This is a genomic window from Brevundimonas sp. BH3, from assembly GCF_045345115.1.
Classification (GTDB): Bacteria; Pseudomonadota; Alphaproteobacteria; order Caulobacterales; family Caulobacteraceae; genus Brevundimonas.
On record NZ_CP150796.1, the window covers coordinates 1392162 to 1408900 of the forward strand.

Annotated in this window: 14 protein-coding genes; 9 read left to right on the top strand and 5 right to left on the bottom strand. The window is 59.2% G+C overall.

Annotated elements, in window-relative coordinates; translation table 11 throughout:
• The first annotated feature begins 104 nt into the window (after positions 1-104).
• The 5 genes from WEU32_RS06615 (at position 105) to WEU32_RS06635 (ending at position 5404) form a co-directional block, all read left to right on the top strand.
• Positions 105-1127, top strand: a complete 1023-nt coding sequence (locus WEU32_RS06615) for an Ldh family oxidoreductase (protein WP_406853306.1) — start codon at positions 105-107, stop codon at positions 1125-1127.
• 44 nt (positions 1128-1171) lie between these two features.
• On the top strand, positions 1172-2608 hold the full coding sequence (locus tag WEU32_RS06620; RefSeq protein ID WP_406853307.1) for an aldehyde dehydrogenase family protein: 1437 nt from the start codon (positions 1172-1174) through the stop codon (positions 2606-2608).
• A 76-nt stretch (positions 2609-2684) separates the two neighbouring features.
• The gene (locus WEU32_RS06625) at positions 2685-3614 is read left to right on the top strand and encodes a dihydrodipicolinate synthase family protein (protein ID WP_406853308.1); all 930 of its coding nucleotides are present in this window, start codon (positions 2685-2687) and stop codon (positions 3612-3614) included.
• Positions 3615-3626: 12 nt separating this feature from the next.
• Entirely contained in the window at positions 3627-4625 is a 999-nt protein-coding gene (locus WEU32_RS06630; RefSeq protein ID WP_406853309.1) for a 4-hydroxyproline epimerase, read from the top strand.
• Positions 4626-4702: 77 nt separating this feature from the next.
• Entirely contained in the window at positions 4703-5404 is a 702-nt protein-coding gene (locus tag WEU32_RS06635) for a GntR family transcriptional regulator (protein WP_406853310.1), read from the top strand.
• A gap of 42 nt (positions 5405-5446) precedes the next feature.
• Here WEU32_RS06635 and WEU32_RS06640 read toward each other — a convergent pair whose 3' ends face one another.
• Positions 5447-6337 (bottom strand): TSUP family transporter, encoded by an 891-nt coding sequence (locus WEU32_RS06640; protein ID WP_406853311.1) that lies wholly within the window; start codon positions 6335-6337, stop codon positions 5447-5449.
• 95 nt (positions 6338-6432) lie between these two features.
• Here WEU32_RS06640 and WEU32_RS06645 point away from each other — a divergent pair, with 95 nt between their 5' ends.
• Entirely contained in the window at positions 6433-7602 is a 1170-nt protein-coding gene (locus WEU32_RS06645; RefSeq protein WP_406853312.1) for a M24 family metallopeptidase, read from the top strand.
• Positions 7602-8849 carry an NAD(P)/FAD-dependent oxidoreductase gene (locus WEU32_RS06650; protein ID WP_406853313.1) on the top strand — a complete coding sequence of 416 codons (1248 nt, stop codon included), beginning with the start codon at positions 7602-7604 and terminating at the stop codon, positions 8847-8849. Before WEU32_RS06645 ends, WEU32_RS06650 begins: the two co-directional genes overlap by 1 nt.
• Before the next feature lie 53 nt (positions 8850-8902).
• Here the strand turns inward: WEU32_RS06650 and WEU32_RS06655 are convergent, their stop codons facing one another.
• Together WEU32_RS06655 and WEU32_RS06660 are read right to left on the bottom strand one after the other, a co-directional pair.
• Positions 8903-10702, bottom strand: a complete 1800-nt coding sequence (locus tag WEU32_RS06655) for a M24 family metallopeptidase (RefSeq protein ID WP_406853314.1) — start codon at positions 10700-10702, stop codon at positions 8903-8905.
• Between the two features lie 27 nt (positions 10703-10729).
• On the bottom strand, positions 10730-11776 hold the full coding sequence (locus WEU32_RS06660; RefSeq protein ID WP_406853315.1) for a proline racemase family protein: 1047 nt from the start codon (positions 11774-11776) through the stop codon (positions 10730-10732).
• A 295-nt stretch (positions 11777-12071) separates the two neighbouring features.
• Between WEU32_RS06660 and WEU32_RS06665 the strand changes: the two genes are divergently transcribed.
• Entirely contained in the window at positions 12072-13397 is a 1326-nt protein-coding gene (locus WEU32_RS06665; protein WP_406853316.1) for a peptide MFS transporter, read from the top strand.
• Here WEU32_RS06665 and cueR read toward each other — a convergent pair whose 3' ends face one another.
• Entirely contained in the window at positions 13398-13829 is a 432-nt protein-coding gene (cueR, locus tag WEU32_RS06670; protein WP_406853317.1) for a Cu(I)-responsive transcriptional regulator, read from the bottom strand. It abuts the gene before it with no gap.
• Positions 13830-13845: 16 nt separating this feature from the next.
• The gene (locus WEU32_RS06675) at positions 13846-16329 is read right to left on the bottom strand and encodes a heavy metal translocating P-type ATPase (RefSeq protein ID WP_406853318.1); all 2484 of its coding nucleotides are present in this window, start codon (positions 16327-16329) and stop codon (positions 13846-13848) included.
• Positions 16330-16485: 156 nt separating this feature from the next.
• On the opposite strand from WEU32_RS06675, the gene WEU32_RS06680 reads away from it, so the two are divergent.
• Positions 16486-16674: a heavy-metal-associated domain-containing protein gene (locus WEU32_RS06680; RefSeq protein ID WP_406853319.1), complete on the top strand. Its 189-nt coding sequence runs from the start codon at positions 16486-16488 to the stop codon at positions 16672-16674.
• The last annotated feature ends 65 nt before the right edge of the window (positions 16675-16739 follow it).

The window sequence follows — 16739 nt, forward strand, 5'->3', positions numbered from 1 at the left end:
ACCCTCGCGCCGTCAAGCACCGCTTTTCATCCGCGAAGACTTGCAGTTCGTAACGGCATTCGCCAATATCGTATACGAAATTGAGTTGGGAGGCCGTTTTGAGTGTGTTCGGGGACGCAGAAACAGTATCGCTGTCGATTGGCGAGGTTTTCGATCTGGCGGTCAGGGTTCTGACGGGGGCAGGGTTGTCTCTGGACCATGCGCAGGCCGTGGCGCGCGCCCTGACAGCGGGTGAGCGAGACGAATGCGCCTCGCACGGGCTTTATCGTCTGCCAGGCTGTGTGATGACCATCAAATCCGGCAAGGTATCTCTGGATGCCGAACCGGTGATCGAGGATGTGTCACCGGCTCTGGTGCGGGCCGATGCGGGCTATGCCTATTCTTTGCTGACGTTCGAGCGGGCCGCACCCCTGTTGGTCGCAAAGGCCAAGAAAGTCGGTGTTGCGGCTCTGGTCATCAATAACTGCTTCCATTTTTCGGCCCTGTGGCCCGAGATCGAGCATCTGACGCAGCAGGGGGTTGCGGCGCTGGCCATGACCCCCAGCCATTCATGGGTGGCGCCGGCAGGTGGCAAGCGCGGGTTGTTAGGGACCAATCCGCTGGCCTTTGGCTGGCCGCGTCCGGGGCCCAATCCCTATGTGTTCGATTTTGCCACCAGTGCGATCGCGCGCGGAGATATGGCTCTACACGACATTGCGGGCAAACCGATCCCCGAGGGCTGGGGCGTGGATAGCGAGGGGCAGCCGACCACAAGTGCGCGAGCTGCTCTGGACGGGGCCATGCTGACCTTTGGCGGTCACAAGGGGTCGGCGCTTTCGACCATGATCGAACTGATGGCAGGTCCGCTGATCGGGGATCTGACCAGCCGCGAATCTATGGCATTCGATGATGGAGCCAAGGCGGCTCCCATGCATGGCGAACTGATACTGGCCTTTGATCCCAATCTGATGGGGGGCGGCAATCCGCAAGCCAATGCGGACCGTGCCGAGGCTCTGTTCGCAGCCTTTGCCGATCAGGGCGCGCGATTGCCGTCACAGCGGCGATTTGCAGCCAGAGAACGCAGCCTGAAAAATGGCGTGCGTGTTCCTAAAGTGCTGTTCGACCAGATCGAAGCGCTCGGATACTAAGACAACAACACCTTCATCATCTGTTCCTGAATACGAGACACAACATGACCTCGCCTATCGCCCTGTCGCACTGGATCAATGGTGAACGCTGCGGAAGCGCATCCGCCGAAAGCCTCAACCCTTCCGATACCCGTGAAGTGGTGGCCCATGCACCTGAAGGCGGCAGCGCCGAGGTAGATGCGGCGGTTTCCGCTGCCTCGGTAGCGTTTGAAGGCTGGGCCAATGCTTCGCCAGAGGTGCGCAGCGATGTGCTGGATCGCGCCGGAAACCTGCTGATGGAACGCAAGGAGGCGGTTGGCTCGCTGCTGTCACGTGAAGAAGGCAAAACGCTTGCCGAGGGGATTGGCGAGACGGCGCGTGCGGCCCGCATCCTTAAGTATTTTGCGGGCGAAGCTCTGCGTCTGCACGGGCAAAATCTGGCCTCAACGCGTCCAGGCGTTGAAATCCAGACCTATCGACAGCCAGTCGGTGTATTCGGTCTGATTACGCCGTGGAACTTCCCCATTGCCATTCCGGCATGGAAGGCTGCTCCTGCGCTGGCCTTCGGCAATACTGTGGTGATGAAGGCTGCCAGCCACACGCCGGCCACAGCCGAGGCGCTGGTAGCGATCCTGCACGAAGCCGGACTGCCCAAGGGTGTGCTTAACTTGGTTCTGGGCGGTGGCCGTGTGGGGCAGGCCATTGTCGATCACAAAGATGTCGTCGGTATCAGCTTTACAGGCTCACAAGGCGTAGGCGCAGGTGTTGCTGCCGGTGCGATGGCGCGTCAGGCGCGGTTGCAACTGGAAATGGGCGGCAAAAACCCGCTGATCGTTCTGGACGATGCTGATCTGGAGCGGGCCGTGAACATCGCTCTGGACGGCAGTTTCTTTGCGACCGGTCAGCGTTGCACCGCCTCCAGTCGCCTGATCGTTCAGGACGGCATCCATGATCGTTTCGTCGCGGCGCTGGCCGAGAAGGTGCGGGCCCTGCGTGTCGGCCATGCCCTTGATCCGAACACTCAGATAGGTCCGGCAGTCAGCGAGGCTCAGCGCGAAACCTCGTATCGTTATATCGATGTCGCGACCTCGGAAGGGGGGCGTATCGCTGCGGGTGGACAACGCCTGTCGCTGGAAAATCCGGGCTGGTATGTTGAGCCGACCCTGATCGCCGATACCGATCCGGCCATGCGGATCAACAACGAAGAGGTGTTCGGGCCTGTCGCCTCGACCGTTCGCGTCAAGTCCTATGAAGAGGCGTTGGCGGTGGCCAACGGCACCGAGTTCGGGTTGTCTGCTGGTATCGTTACCCAGTCCCTCAAATACGCCCGCGACTTCCAGCGCCGCGCCAAGGCCGGCATGACTATGGTCAATCTGGCAACTGCTGGAGTGGACTATCACGTTCCGTTTGGCGGCACGAAAGGCTCTTCGTATGGCCCGCGTGAACAGGGCTTTGCTGCGGCTGATTTCTTTACCCTGACAAAGACGAGTTATAGCGCCTGATAACCGGCTATTTGCTTGACATCGTTGCTTTTTGAATATCGTATACGATTATAACGCAGCACAGGGGAGTAGCGTAATGGTTGGGGCCAAATTGGATTGGTCGGGTGTCATCCCGGCAGCAACCACCCAGTTCGACGAAGCAATGGCGGTGGATATCGATGCCACCCAGAAGGTGCTCGATGCTCTGATCAATGATGGCGTGGACGGCATCATTGTTATGGGGACGGTCGGCGAGAACAACTCGCTGGAGCCGGAAGAAAAGCGTGCTGTACTGAAGGCCGCAGTCGAGGTGGCAAACGGTCGTGTGCCGATCATCACGGGCGTCAGCGAAATGACCACGGCTCGTGCCCAGCGCTATGCCAAGGAAGCCGAAGACATTGGCGTCGATGCACTGATGGTGCTTCCGGCCATGGTTTATGTGCCGACGCAGGCAGAGCTGGAAGCGCACTTCCGCGCCGTGGCGGGGGCCAGCAGCCTGCCGAACATGCTCTATAATAACCCGCTCATGTATCGTCAGACGCTGAACAATGACGATCTGCGACGACTTTCGGATGTGCCCAATATCGTGGCTCTGAAGGAAAGTGCACCAGATTCACGTCGGATCACCGATATCTTCAACGAACTGGGTGATCGCTATTCGGTCATGGTGGGTCTGGATGACGTGGCGCTGGAAGGACTGATCCTGGGGGCCAAGGGTTGGGTTTCGGGACTGACCAATGCGTTCCCGGAAGAATCCGTCGCCATGGTCAAGGCGGTCAAGAGCGGCGACATTGCCCATGCACTCGAAATCTACCGCTGGTTCATGCCGCTGCTGCATCTGGACTCGGTTTCGGACCTCGTTCAGTCGATCAAACTGTCCGAAATGATCATGGGCCGTGGCAGCGAGCGCGTTCGTATGCCGCGTATGCCGCTGGCAGGTGCGCGTCGTGCAGAGGTCATCGCCATGGTCGAAAAGGCTGCGGAAACGCGTCCGATCGGCTCGGGCAAGGCTCTCAAGATTTCCTGATCGGGAGGCTCCATGCGCGACGTCTTCTTTTGCATAGACGGTCACACGGCCGGCAACCCGGTTCGCCTGGTTGCCGGTGGGGCGCCTCTGCTGGCAGGAAAGAACATGGCAGAGCGGCGGCTCGATTTTCTCGAGCGCTATGACTGGATCCGTACCGCCTTGTGTTTCGAGCCTCGCGGCCATGACATGATGAGCGGCGGTTTCCTGTATCCGCCGACCTTGCCGGATACGGATGCGGGCATCCTGTTTATCGAGACCAGTGGCTGTTTGCCCATGTGCGGACACGGCACGATTGGCATGATTACCTTTGGTATCGAACACGGGCTTATACGTCCGCGCACTCCCGGGAAACTGAGAATAGAGGTTCCGGCGGGCGTGCTGGACATCACCTACGAGACCGAGGGTGATCGGGTAACGTCGGTGAAAATCCGTAATGTTGCCTCTTATCTGGCGGCAGAGGGGATCCGCATCGAGGTACCGGGACTTGGGCCGTTACAGGTCGATGTTTCCTATGGCGGTAACTACTACGTCATTGTCGAACCGCAGGGTGCCTATACGGGGCTGGATGATATGGGTGCCAGCCGGATTATCGAGTTAAGCGGCCTGATACGGGAGCAGGTGCGCGCGGTGTTTCATCCGGTCCATCCCGATGAGCCTTCGATCAATGGTGTCAGCCATGTTCTGTGGGCCGACAAGCCGCAAGGCGCGGGGGCCAGTGGTCGCAATGCCGTCTTCTATGGCGACAAGGCGATTGACCGCAGCCCTTGTGGCACCGGCACTTCGGCGCGTCTAGCACATCTGTATGCCAAGGGGCGCTTGAGGGTTGGCGAGGCCTTTGTTCACGAAAGCTATATCTGTAGCCGCTTCACAGGACGGGTCGAGGCCGAGACGACGGTCGGATCACACAAGGCCATTATCCCGTCGATTCAGGGATCGGCGAGCGCGACCGGCTTTAATACAATCTGGGTTGATCGCGAAGATACCTTCTGGAAGGGTTTTCAGGTCGTTTGATCTATTGGTCGTAATTGTGGCCATGCCGCGCTATGATCGCATTGGGCGAACGGCCCGATCGATTTGACATAGAACGCATGGCCGCAACCCCACTTGAAGTCCGCACGCTCTCCGACCGTTTGATGGAGGTTGTGCGCGATATGATCCTGTCCGGCTCCATCGAGGCCGATGTGCCGATCCGCCAGGATTCTCTGGCCGCAGAACTGAACGTCTCCAAGATTCCGCTGCGTGAGGCTCTGGTGCGTCTGGAGCAGGATGGGCTGGTGGTTTCGCACGCTAATCGCGGCTTTTTCGTTCGCGGTATGAGCGCCAGCGAGGCCGAGGAAATCTACGAACTGCGCCTCAAGTTGGAGCCACAGGCGGCGGCACAGGCCTGTCTGGTGGCCGATGACAAGCAGCGCGCGGAAGCGCGCCGTCTGCTGGCCGAACTGGATGCAGCGGCGGCTGCCCACCTGCCCAGTGTCGGGCCGCTGAACAGGGCCTTCCACATGGCGCTGGTGCAGCCGGGGCAAAGGGCTCTGACTGCAGAAATCACGGGCCGTCTGCACGTGATGGCAGATCGTTATGTTCGCAAACATCTGGAAAGCCGCGAGCGCCATGTGACCGCGGCCACCGAGCACCACGATATTTTTCAGGCTTGGCTGAACCGCGATGCGACGGCGGTCAGCCGTATGGTCGGCGCGCACCTTGAGCACACCTTGCGTGACCTGCGAGAGGAATTGAGCGCAAGCGAGCCTCAAGCAACCGAAACACCACAACGCGGACGCAAGCGCGGTTGATATAAAAATGACCCCGAGAGTTTTGCTCTTGGGGCCATTTTTTTATCCCGAGGCTTCCTTCGTAGTCACCGGTTCGGTTTGCTTTGATATCTTTAGAGCTGTCACCAGCAGGTTGATGGCCGCATAGAGTACCACCGCAACAACACTCCAGCGCAGGATGGTCAGCGGCAGGGAGGTGACGACATAGGCCGCCAGAAGAACGGCCGGTATGCCGCCCAGTGCCATACCCAGCACAAGGCGCAGGTCGATCCTCTTGCTACGGATAAAGCGCAGGCTGGAAACCGGCATCAGGAAGGCACAGGCCCCCATCATGATAGGGAAGGCCGCGGTCGGGTTCATACCCATCAGGCTGAGCAAGATCAGGGATGGTGCATAAAGACCGATACCAAAGCTCATCAATCCGCCCATGATGATGTGGGCCATGATGGCGATGGCGAACATCTTTCCGTCCAGTGACAGGGCCTGTCCACCTGCCGGCATCAGGTCAAGATTGGTCAGAGCATACAGAGCTGCCGCAATCAGGAGCGCAGCACCGACGGTAAACTGCACGGCACTCACAGGAAGTCTCAGCACCAGAGGGGCACCGATAATGGCCCCCAGAACCGAAGCCCCGATACAACTGACCAGAAGCACAGTATCAACCTGTATCAGCTTCATGAAGACCAGCCCTTGCAACATAGTGGGCAGGCAATGACCGGCATTTAGGACAGCGGGCAGAAAGCTGTCGGGGACCAGTTTGCGAAAACGCAGCCATGCGGTGGTCGGCGCGAATGAACCGATGCCGAGGGCATCGAAGAAGTTGGCGACAACCCCGATGGCAATGCCCGATATCTTGGGTTTAAGCTGTCCGCGAGCACGGGCAGTTCGTACCAGCTGAAAGGCATAAAATCCGGCCAGCGCCCAAAGGGCGGCTAAAAGGACGCTTAGAACCATAATGTTTCCTCCCCCGAGGATCGGCCACCTTGCCGGATGGTCCGAACCATGAAAGAAACACAATCAGAAATCAGATACAATATACATAAAGTGACATGACCTTTATCGCACCCGCCGCATCTCCAATCACTGTCGAGGATCGGCACGCCCGTATCCGCGTTCTGGCCGAGGCACTGAAGGCACAGGGGCTGACGGCTATGCTGCTGGGGCCGACCAACTCGCTGCGTTATTATACGGGTCTGGATTGGCATCCCTCGGAGCGACTGACCGGTGCGCTGGTGCATGCCGATGGACGTGTCCAGTATGTCTGCCCGCGTTTCGAACTGGACAAGATTGCCGGTATTACGGGCAATGACTATGCAGTGGCAGGCGAAATCCTGACATGGGAAGAAGAAGAAAGCCCGTATGCTCTGGTGGCCTCGGCCCTTGGTGGAGCGGATCTTCTCGCGGTCGATGATCAGGCTGCTACCTTCATCTGGCTGGGTCTGGCCAAGGCTATGGACCATGCGCGTCTGGTTGATGGTGGCCCGATCATTGTGGCCCAGCGCAGCCTGAAGTCGGCCACCGAGATTGCGCTTCTGAGCCGTGCCAAGGCGATCACTCTGGAAGTACAACGTCGCACCCGTCACTGGCTGAAAGAGGGCGTGCTGACCTCGCAGGTCAAACAGTTCATCGACGCTGAACACCGCAAAATGGGCGGCGAGGGCGGTTCGTGGTTCTGTCTGGTGTCGTTCGGTGACGATACCTGCCTACCGCATGGTGGTGAGGGTGACCGCGCCCTGAAGGTTGATGATGTCGTGCTTATCGATACCGGTACGCTGGTGGACGGCTATCACTCCGACATCACGCGCACCTATGTGTTCGGCCAGCCAAGCGACGAGTTCCGCCGCGTTTGGGATCATGAAAAACAGGCTCAGGCTCTGGCCTTTGATGCGGCCCGTATCGGCGCAGAATGCCAGAGCGTTGATGCAGCAGCTCGCGATTATCTGACCGGACAGGGCTATGGGCCCGACTATGCTCTGCCGGGTCTGCCACACCGCACCGGCCATGGTATCGGGCTGGATATCCACGAAGCCCCCAATCTTGTACGCGGCGACGCCACGCTGTTGCAGGCAGGGATGTGCTTCTCGAACGAGCCGATGCTGGTCATTCCCGGCAAGTTCGGCATCCGTCTGGAAGACCATTTCTATATGAGCGATGCAGGTCCAGTCTGGTTTACCGAGCCGTCACGCAGCCTGGATGATCCGTTCGGCGAAAACGCCTGATGGCAACGCAGCGTTGGGTGGTCGTGGGGGGCGGTCTGGTAGGTTCGGCGATTGCCCTTCGTCTGCAAATAGCTGGTTTTGAAGTTTTGCTGGTGGATCGTGGTGATCCACGGCGCGGGGCCTCGTTCGGCAATATCGGCCATATCGCCGCCGAACAGGGCGAGCCCATGCCATCTCCTGCCGTGCTGAAAAGCGCCTTCGGCCGGTTGTTTGCTTTTGGTGGTCCGCTGGACTTTCGCTTGAGAGATGCCGGATTGTGGATGCCGTGGGCCATGCGGTTTCTAGGAGCATGCAGCCCCTTAGCGACGCAGCACGGGGCGCAAACCCTGAACGCGCTTTTGGATAATCCGTTGGCGGCATGGCAGAGATTGTCGGCCTTGGCGCAGGCTCCGCACTACATGATACGCCCCGATGGCCATGCCGTGGTATGGTCTACGCATGATGCAGTGCGTCGCGGTCTGGAAAGCTGGAACAGTGCTCGTACAGGTTATGCCCGCTTTCGCCCGATGGAGGCATCGGAGCTTGCGGCATACGATGGCGTGCTGGCACGGCGTCCTGCGGGGGGCATTCTCTTTACGGGCACCGGTCAGGTCAGCGAGCCGCAGCGCGTGCGCGATGCCTTGTTGGCGGCCTTTACCCGCGAGGGTGGACAGGTCGTTCATACCGATGCTGTGGCTGTGCGACCGGTCGGCGATGCTGTCGAGGTCGAACTGGCTGATGGACAGGTGGTTGATGCCGATCGCACGGTAGTGGCGGCGGGCGCATGGTCAAAGGCTCTGATGGCGAGCATGGGTGTGCGAGTGCCTCTAATCGGAGAGCGTGGCTATTCAGTGCAATCGGCCGAACATAAATGGCCCGAAGATTTGCCGCTGACTGTTTTCGAGGACAGGTCTGTGGTTGTAGCCCGTTTCAGTGGGGGTCTACGCGCGTCCAGCCATGTGGAGTTTGGTGCACCTTCTGCTGCACCCGATCCACGCAAATGGTGTCACATCGAAAAGCATGTGAAGGATTTGGGTATCCAGTTTTCGCGAGCTCCGGATCGTTGGTGCGGCCCGCGTCCGACCTTGCCGGATTATCTGCCCGCTATTGGCAGGCTGGAGGCGCATCCGTCGGTCTATTATGCCTTCGGTCATCAGCATCTGGGCCTGACACTGGCGGCGTTAACATCCGAATGGATCGAAGGCATGGCGTTGGGTCAACCCATGCCTGCATGGATGAGTGCTCTGCGGGTAGAACGCTTCAAATAAAAGACGCTCCGGCCTGCGAGGGGGGCCGGAGCGCCCATACACAATACCGTCTCTTAGGGGCGTAGAGGTTCGGTATTGGCGATCAGCCATTCGGCCTCGCCTGTGTTCTGGATCAGGTCCAGAAGTTCAGTCCGCACACGGGTGTGATAGGTATCGATCCAAGCGATTTCATCGGCTGTCAGCAGGTCGGGATCGATCAATTTGCGATCCAGCGGCACCAGCGTCATGTCGCGCAAACGGATGAAACCGTTACCATCAGCCACCACCTCGCACAGGTTCTCGATACGGATGCCGTACTGGCCCGCTTCGTAATAACCCGGCTCGTTGGTCAGGGTCATACCCGCAAGGATCGGGGCCATGACTGGGTCTTTGCCGATACGGTGGGGATGCTCGTGCACAGACAGGAAATGGCCGACGCCGTGACCTGTGCCGTGGTCATAATCGAGCCCGTGCGCCCATAGGGCTTCGCGTGCAAAGCCGTCGATCTGATAGCCGCGTGTTCCTTCGGGGAAGCGCAGGCTGGCGAGGCGGATATGCCCCTTCAGAACCAGCGTATAGTGCTTCTTCCAGAGGGCAGACGGGGGATCAAAACAGACGGTTCGTGTCGTGTCTGTGGTGCCATCCAGATACTGGCCACCGGAATCGATCAGGAACAGGCTGTCCTGTTTGATCAGGGCACCGCCTTCGGGCGGAGCATTGTAGTGGCACATGGCTCCATTGGCATCCGAGCCGGCGATTGTGCGGAAGCTGGGGCTGACAAACAGATCCAGTTCGCGGCGATAGCCGAGGATTTGTTCTTCGGCCTCGATTTCGGAAACAGGACGTTGGGTAACCTCGGCGTCCAGCCATTTCAGAAAGCGCACCCAAGCCACACTATCGCGGCGGTTGGCGGCACGTAGGCCTGTCAGCTCGACCGGGTTTTTGACTGCCTTGAGGGCAGTTAGCGGATTGGCTTCGATACGCACCTTGGCACCGGCTTCACGCGCGGTGATGGCGGCCCCGACGGGCGAGAATTTCGGGTCCATGGATACAGTCTCGCCGCCTTTCAGGCGTTGAGACAGCCGCTCCAGAAACAGGCTGGTGTCGGACAGAGTCACGTCCGCCAGTTCAAATATAGACGGGTCATTACCCAGCTTGCGGGTATCGACGAATGCCTCGACATCGCCTTGCGCGTCCACAAGTACAAAAGCCTGAACCATTGGATTGTCCGGCACATCGTCACCGCGCCAGTTCAGTAGCCATGCGACGTTGTCGCTCTGGCTTTCGACCAAAAGATCAATCCCCGAGGCTTTTAGTCGTGCAGCTAGACGCTGGCGCTTCGACGACGAGCTTTCGCCCGAGCGTTCAACAGGGAAGGGGAAAGCGGGCTTTACCGGATTTTCCGGCCTGTCATCCCAAGCCATGTCGATGGGGTTGGCGCTTGTGGGCACCAGCGTGGCACCCTTGCCGGTAAGGGCTGGTTTGATCTGGTCATGAACAACGGGATTAAGGATCAGGGGATCAAAAGCGAATACCTGCCCCTCGGTTGCGTTTGCCGCAAGCCATAGCTCTGGCGGCTGATCGTACAGGTGGCACTGGTCGAAATGGGTGGCAGACACCTCGGCCTTGGCCTGAACCGTGTAGCGACCGTCTACAAAGACTGCGCCATGGTCGCGCGTGACGATGGCTAAACCCCATGTGCCGGAAAAACCGGTGGCCCATGCCAGACGCTCGTCGGCAACCACGCAATATTCCGACTGATAGGCATCCCAGCGGGGAATGATAAAGCCGTCCAGACCCTGACGGTCCATTTCGGTGCGTAGGGCGACCAATCGTGCGGGCGTCCAGCCATTGGCGATTTGTAGCCGGTCCATTCTATGTCCTTGAGTCAGAGGCAAGCATCAGGCTTGAAAATCGCTAAAACGGGCAGGCAGAGTCAGGCCGTGGACGAAGGGGTCATTGGCTTCGAGGATCAGTTCCGAGCGGGCCATATAATAGGCACGGCCCGAGACAGCAGCGATAATGCCTGTGCCGCTGGGGCGGGCGACCGAGCCGGTAAAGGCCTGGCCGGAGACACCTGCGAACTGCATTTCGTCAGATTCGCTAATCTGGGCACGGGCATGGGCCACGGCGAGTCGTGCCGAGACGCCGCTTCCGGTCGGGCTGCGGTCGATTTGGCCTTCGCCGAACCAGCAGAGATTATGAGTGAACTGTGTCGAAGACAGAGCATTACTGTCGGTCAGAATAGCCCCGTAGAGGAAGGAAAGATCCGGTTCCTCGGGGTGAATGAAGTTGCGGTTGGCCCTTAATGTGGTGACCAGTTTGCCGCAGGCCTCAACCAGTTGCTCTAGTGGCGTTTCGTGGAAATTCAGTCCTAGCTGGCTACCGGACAGGATCGCATAAAACGCACCGCCATAACCAATGTCGAAACTGACCGTGCCAAGGCCCTCCACCTCGATGCTGTCATCCAGAGACAGGGCAAAGGATTCAACGCTTTCAAAACGCACCAGAGGCGCGGCTGAGGGGGCCAGCTCCGGCGTCACGTCGATGCTGACGGGACCGCATGGACATTCGAGAATGAAGCGGGTCTGTTGGCGGTCTTGCAGACGGGCGCGATCATAAAGAAAACGGCCCAGTGCCACAGTGGCGTGACCGCACATGGTCGAATAGCCGGAATTGTGGGTGAACAGAACGGCGGCGTCATAGGTCGGGTCGCTGGGGGTAACCAGAATGGCCCCGTACATGTCCGCATGGCCGCGAGGCTCCAGCATCATGGCGCGGCGCAGGTGGTCGAATTGTTCGCCCATCGTGCGTCTTTTTTGCAGAATCGTTGTCCCGTCTATGTCCAGACTGGTGGCGTCAAAAATGCGCACGGGCTCGCCGGCTGTGTGCATATCGATCACCTCGATCGACTGTGCGTTGTGTCCAGGAATGCCTGTTCCGGCCATCTGTGCCCCTCCCGCGTGGCAGCATTGTTAAATCAGATATAGTATACTATTGTTTTTCGTAAAGGGTTTATCGCGCGGGAATGCCGAGGGGGCAGACCCACGCAGAATGTCTACTTATTCTGGAGGGGATAATGGTTGGACGATCCGGCTCGCTATGCGAGCGAGATGTGACGGCACTGTGCGTCCTGTCGTGTGATGGGAAGTCGTCATGAGCGAGGCACAGATAAGCACGACACTGTCACCGGACATGAAAAGTTCCGAGGGGAAACCAGTGCCGTATAAGCCGGGGCGCAGGATGTTCGGTCACCCGGTGGGGCTTTGGTATCTGGCCTTTACCGAGTCATGGGAACGGTTTTCCTACTACGGCATGCAGACCCTTCTGGTCCTCTATCTGGTGGGTCAGTTGTTACAGCCCCAGCATATCCAGAATGTTGCCGGTTTCGGCCAGTTTCGGGCCATTCTGGAGAGTGTTTACGGACCGCTTTCGATACAGGCTTTGGCGTCCGCTATATTTGGCATCTATACGGGGCTGGTCTATCTGACACCGGTCATGGGCGGATGGATTGCCGACCGTTGGCTGGGGCGAACCCGCACCATTCTGCTGGGCGGGATATTGATGACGCTCGGCCATTTTCTGATGGCTTTTGACGTGTCGTTCCTTTGGGCGCTTCTTTGCCTTGCCGTGGGTACGGGCTGTTTCAAAGGCAATATCGCGATTCAGGTCGGTTCGCTTTACAGCAAGGGCGACAATGCCCGCGCCGATGCCTTCCAGATATTCTATCTGGCCATCAGTGCCGGTGTGATCGCCTCACCTTTGGTATGTGGCACGCTGGGTGAGGTCTATGGCTGGCACTATGGCTTTGGGGCGGCTGGTGTCGGGATGGCTATTGGACTGGCGGTTTATGTGGCGGGTTTGCGCCATTTACCCAAAGAACCACAGCGTTCGAAAACACAGACGCAAGAGCGTGTGCCAATGACGCGAGCAGACTGGAAGATGTTGGGCCTTTTGATGGTTATGTTGCCCGTTCTGACCTTGGCCTTGTTGGGGAACCAGCAGATCTTCAACGCCTATATGATATGGGCGCAGAATAGCTTCGATTTTGCATTGTTCGGCCGCACCATGCCGACCAGCTGGTTGATTACCTTTGATGCCGTGGCATCTGTGGCCATGCTGGCCCTGACTGTACTGTTCTGGCGGTGGTGGTCACGTCATCGGCCTGAACCCGTAGAGATCACCAAGCTGGTGATCGGTGCGGTGGTGACGGTGATTGCCTTCTTGCTGTTGTCGCTCGCTGCCCAGTCCTCGGGCGGAGGAAAGATCAGCCTGTGGTGGGCGGTAGCGTTCCACATCATCAATAGCGTAGGTTTTGCACACCTCGTGCCCGTGGCGCTGGCACTCTATGTTCGCATGGCTCCGCAGGCTATTGGTGCCACCATCGTAGGTATTTTTTATCTGCACCTGTTCGCAGCGAATAATCTGGTGGGATGGGTGGGGACGCGAATGGAAACCATGTCGGCTGCCAATTTCTGGATGTTGCACGCCATTGTGGTGGGGAGCAGTGCCTTATTGCTGCTGGCTCTGCGTGTTCCGATCAAGCGGGCCATGGCCAGTATAGTTTGATCAGATCGCGCCCGTAGTCGGTTTCAAAGCGGAATGACCATCATTGCCGACTTCCAGATCGGTCAGGATTGGACAGTCGGGGCGGTGGTCACCTGCGCAGCAGTCGGCCAAGGTTTGCAGGGTATCGGCCATCTGTTGAAGGCTTTCGATCTTCTGGCGCAGGTCGGCAATATGGGCGCGGGCCAGGGCTTTGACGTCCGCGCTCTGGCGGCTGCGGTCCTGCCACAGGGCCAGAAGCTCGGTGATCTCGGCAACCGAAAAGCCGAGATCACGCGAACGGCGGATAAAGCGCAGGACATGCACATCCTTGTCGGAATAGTCCCGATAACCGGATGCGGTACGATCCGCAGGCGGGATCAGGCCCGTCTGCTCGTAATAGCGGATCATCTTGGCCGAGACGCCCGAGGCTTTGGCTGCATCACCGATATTCATGTCCTGCGTTCCTTTTTTATTGGGCGTTTGCGGGCGGCTGCCAGCCTTTTAGGCGCAAGGCATTGCCCAGTACGAACACCGAAGACAGCGCCATGGCACCTGCAGCAAACACCGGCGACAACAGGATGCCGAAGGCCGGATAGAGCACACCCGCGGCAACCGGTATCAGGGCCGTATTATAGGCAAAGGCCCAGAACAGGTTCTGCTTGATGTTGCGGATCGTGCCTTGCGACAGGGCGATGGCATTGGGCACACCGGTCAGGCTGCCGGACATCAGCACCACATCGGCGGCCTCGATGGCGATATCGGTGCCGGTGCCAATGGCAATGCCGACATCGGCCTCGGCCAGTGCAGGGGCGTCGTTGATGCCATCACCGACAAAGGCCAGCTTGCCGTATTCGGCCTTCAGGGCCTTCACCTTCTCGACCTTGCCTTCGGGCAGGACCTCGGCCACCACAAGGTCGATGCCCAGTTGACGGGCGATAGCCTCGGCGGTGTGGCGGTTGTCGCCGGTGATCATGGCCACCTTCAGACCCAGTTCGTGCATGGCGGCAATGGCGCGGGGCGTCGATTCCTTGATGGGATCGGCCACAGCGACAATGGCGGCCAGACGACCATCAATGGCGGCATAGAGCGGCGACTTGCCTTCACTGCCCAGACGTTCGGCGGTTGCGGCAAAGGCACCGACATCCAGCCCCAGTTTTTCCATATAGCGGTCGGCACCGACCTCGATACGATGGCCGTCGATTTCGGCTTTGACGCCAAAACCGGTGACGGATTCAAACTTGGCAATCGCGGGCAGGGTCAGGCCTTGCGCTTCGGCGGCATCGACAATGGCGCGGGCGATGGGGTGTTCGGACTTGGCCTCGACGGCAGCCACGCGGGCCAGAACGGTGTCGCGTTCAAACCCGTCGGCGACTTCCAGATCGGTCAGGGCGGGTTTGCCCTCGGTCAGGGTGCCGGTCTTGTCGACGGCGACGACCTTGGCGTCTTTTAGCAGTTGCAGGGCCTCGCCCTTGCGGAACAGCACGCCCATTTCAGCACCACGGCCAGTGCCAACCATGATCGAGGTCGGCGTGGCCAGACCCATGGCACAGGGGCAGGCGATAATCAGAACCGCCACTGCATTGACCAGCGCAAAGGTCAGGGCAGGCGAAGGCCCGAAGACCAGCCAGACAAGGAAGGTCAGCAGTGCCGCGCCAATAACCGCAGGCACGAACCACATGGTGATGCGGTCCACCATGGCTTGAATAGGCAGTTTGGAGCCTTGGGCCTGTTCGACCATGCGGATGATCTGGGCCAGAACGGTCTGGCCACCCACGGCGGTGGCGCTGAAGGCCAGCGCACCTTTCTGGTTGACGGTGCCGCCGACGACTTCGCTGCCGACGGTTTTGGCCACAGGTATAGGCTCGCCGGTGATCATGGATTCATCGACATAGCTGTCGCCCTCGATCACCTGACCGTCCACGGGCATGCGCTCGCCGGGGCGTACCTCGACGATGTCGCCGGGGACGACCTCGGCAATGGCGACTTCCAGCGTTTGGCCATTGCGGCGCACGCGGGCGGTCTTGGCCTGAAGGCCGACCAGACGCTTGATGGCTTCGGAGGTGCGGCCCTTGGCGCGCGCCTCCATGAAGCGTCCGGCAAGGATCAGGGTGACGATGACGGCGGCGGCTTCGTAATAGACGTTCACCGTGCCGCTGGGCAGCAGTTGCGGGGCAAAGGTCGCCACCAGCGAATACAGATAGGCGGCCATGGTGCCGACCGACACCAGCGAGTTCATGTCGGGGGCCAGACGCAACAGCGCCGGAATACCCTTTTGATAGAAACGCAGGCCCGGAATGAACAGTACCAGCGATGTCAGGGCGAACTGGAGATACCAGCTGTTCTGCATGCCGATGGTGTTCATCACCAGATCATGCACGGCAGGGATCATGTGCGATCCCATTTCCAAGACAAAGACGGGCAGGCTCAAAAGACCCGCGATCAGGGTGTCGCGCTTTAACGCGGCCTGTTCGGCGTCTTTCTTGGCGGCCTGTTCGTCGGCCTGATCGATGCCATTATCCACCAGACGGGCGCTATAGCCGGTCTTGGCCACGGCTTTGATCAGGGTGTCGGCATCGACGGTGCCGCTGATGGTGGCGCGTTCGGTGGCAAGGTTGACGGTGGCATTTGTTACGCCCGAAACGGCTTTCAGGGCGCGCTCGACATTGCCGACGCACGAGGCACAGGTCATGCCCTCGATGGCCAGTTCAACGGAAGAGGCGGGAACGCTATAGCCAGCAGTCTCGACCGCCTTGACCAGTGCCGTGCGGTCCACAGTGCTGTCGGCGTGGATTTCGGCGCGTTCGGTGGCCAGATTGACGCTGACCTTCTCGACACCCGCGACCTTGTTCAACTGCGCCTCGACGCGGCCGACGCAGGACGCGCAGGTCATGCCCTCGATGGGCAGACTGATAGTATTAAACGATGCGGGGCCGGTTTTTGCCGGGGTGTTCATAGCGTTTCCTCACAGCTTCTGTTCGATCTCGCAAGGAAGCTAGGGCTTCCCATCGTTGGAAGGTCAAGCGTGAAAACGGTATATAATGTCCCTTGACCTTACCACCATGGGAAGCCGTATCCGGTGGTGGCCCAATAGGAGGCAATGGAGTTGATTATGCAGTTTTCTATCGCACGCATGTCCTGTGGCGGATGCGTAAAAGCCATCACCGCAGCTATCGTCTCGATCGATGCAAACGCCAAGGTTGACGCGGATACTGTTAATAAACAGGTTACGGTCGAGACGTCTGCCAGCCGCGAAGATGTTTTGAAAGCGCTGGATACGGCGGGTTATCCCGCAGCCTAAACCTGTGAGCGAAGGCGGCCACTCCGTATGGAAAGCAAATCGTTGGGCCTGAGGCCCAACGATTT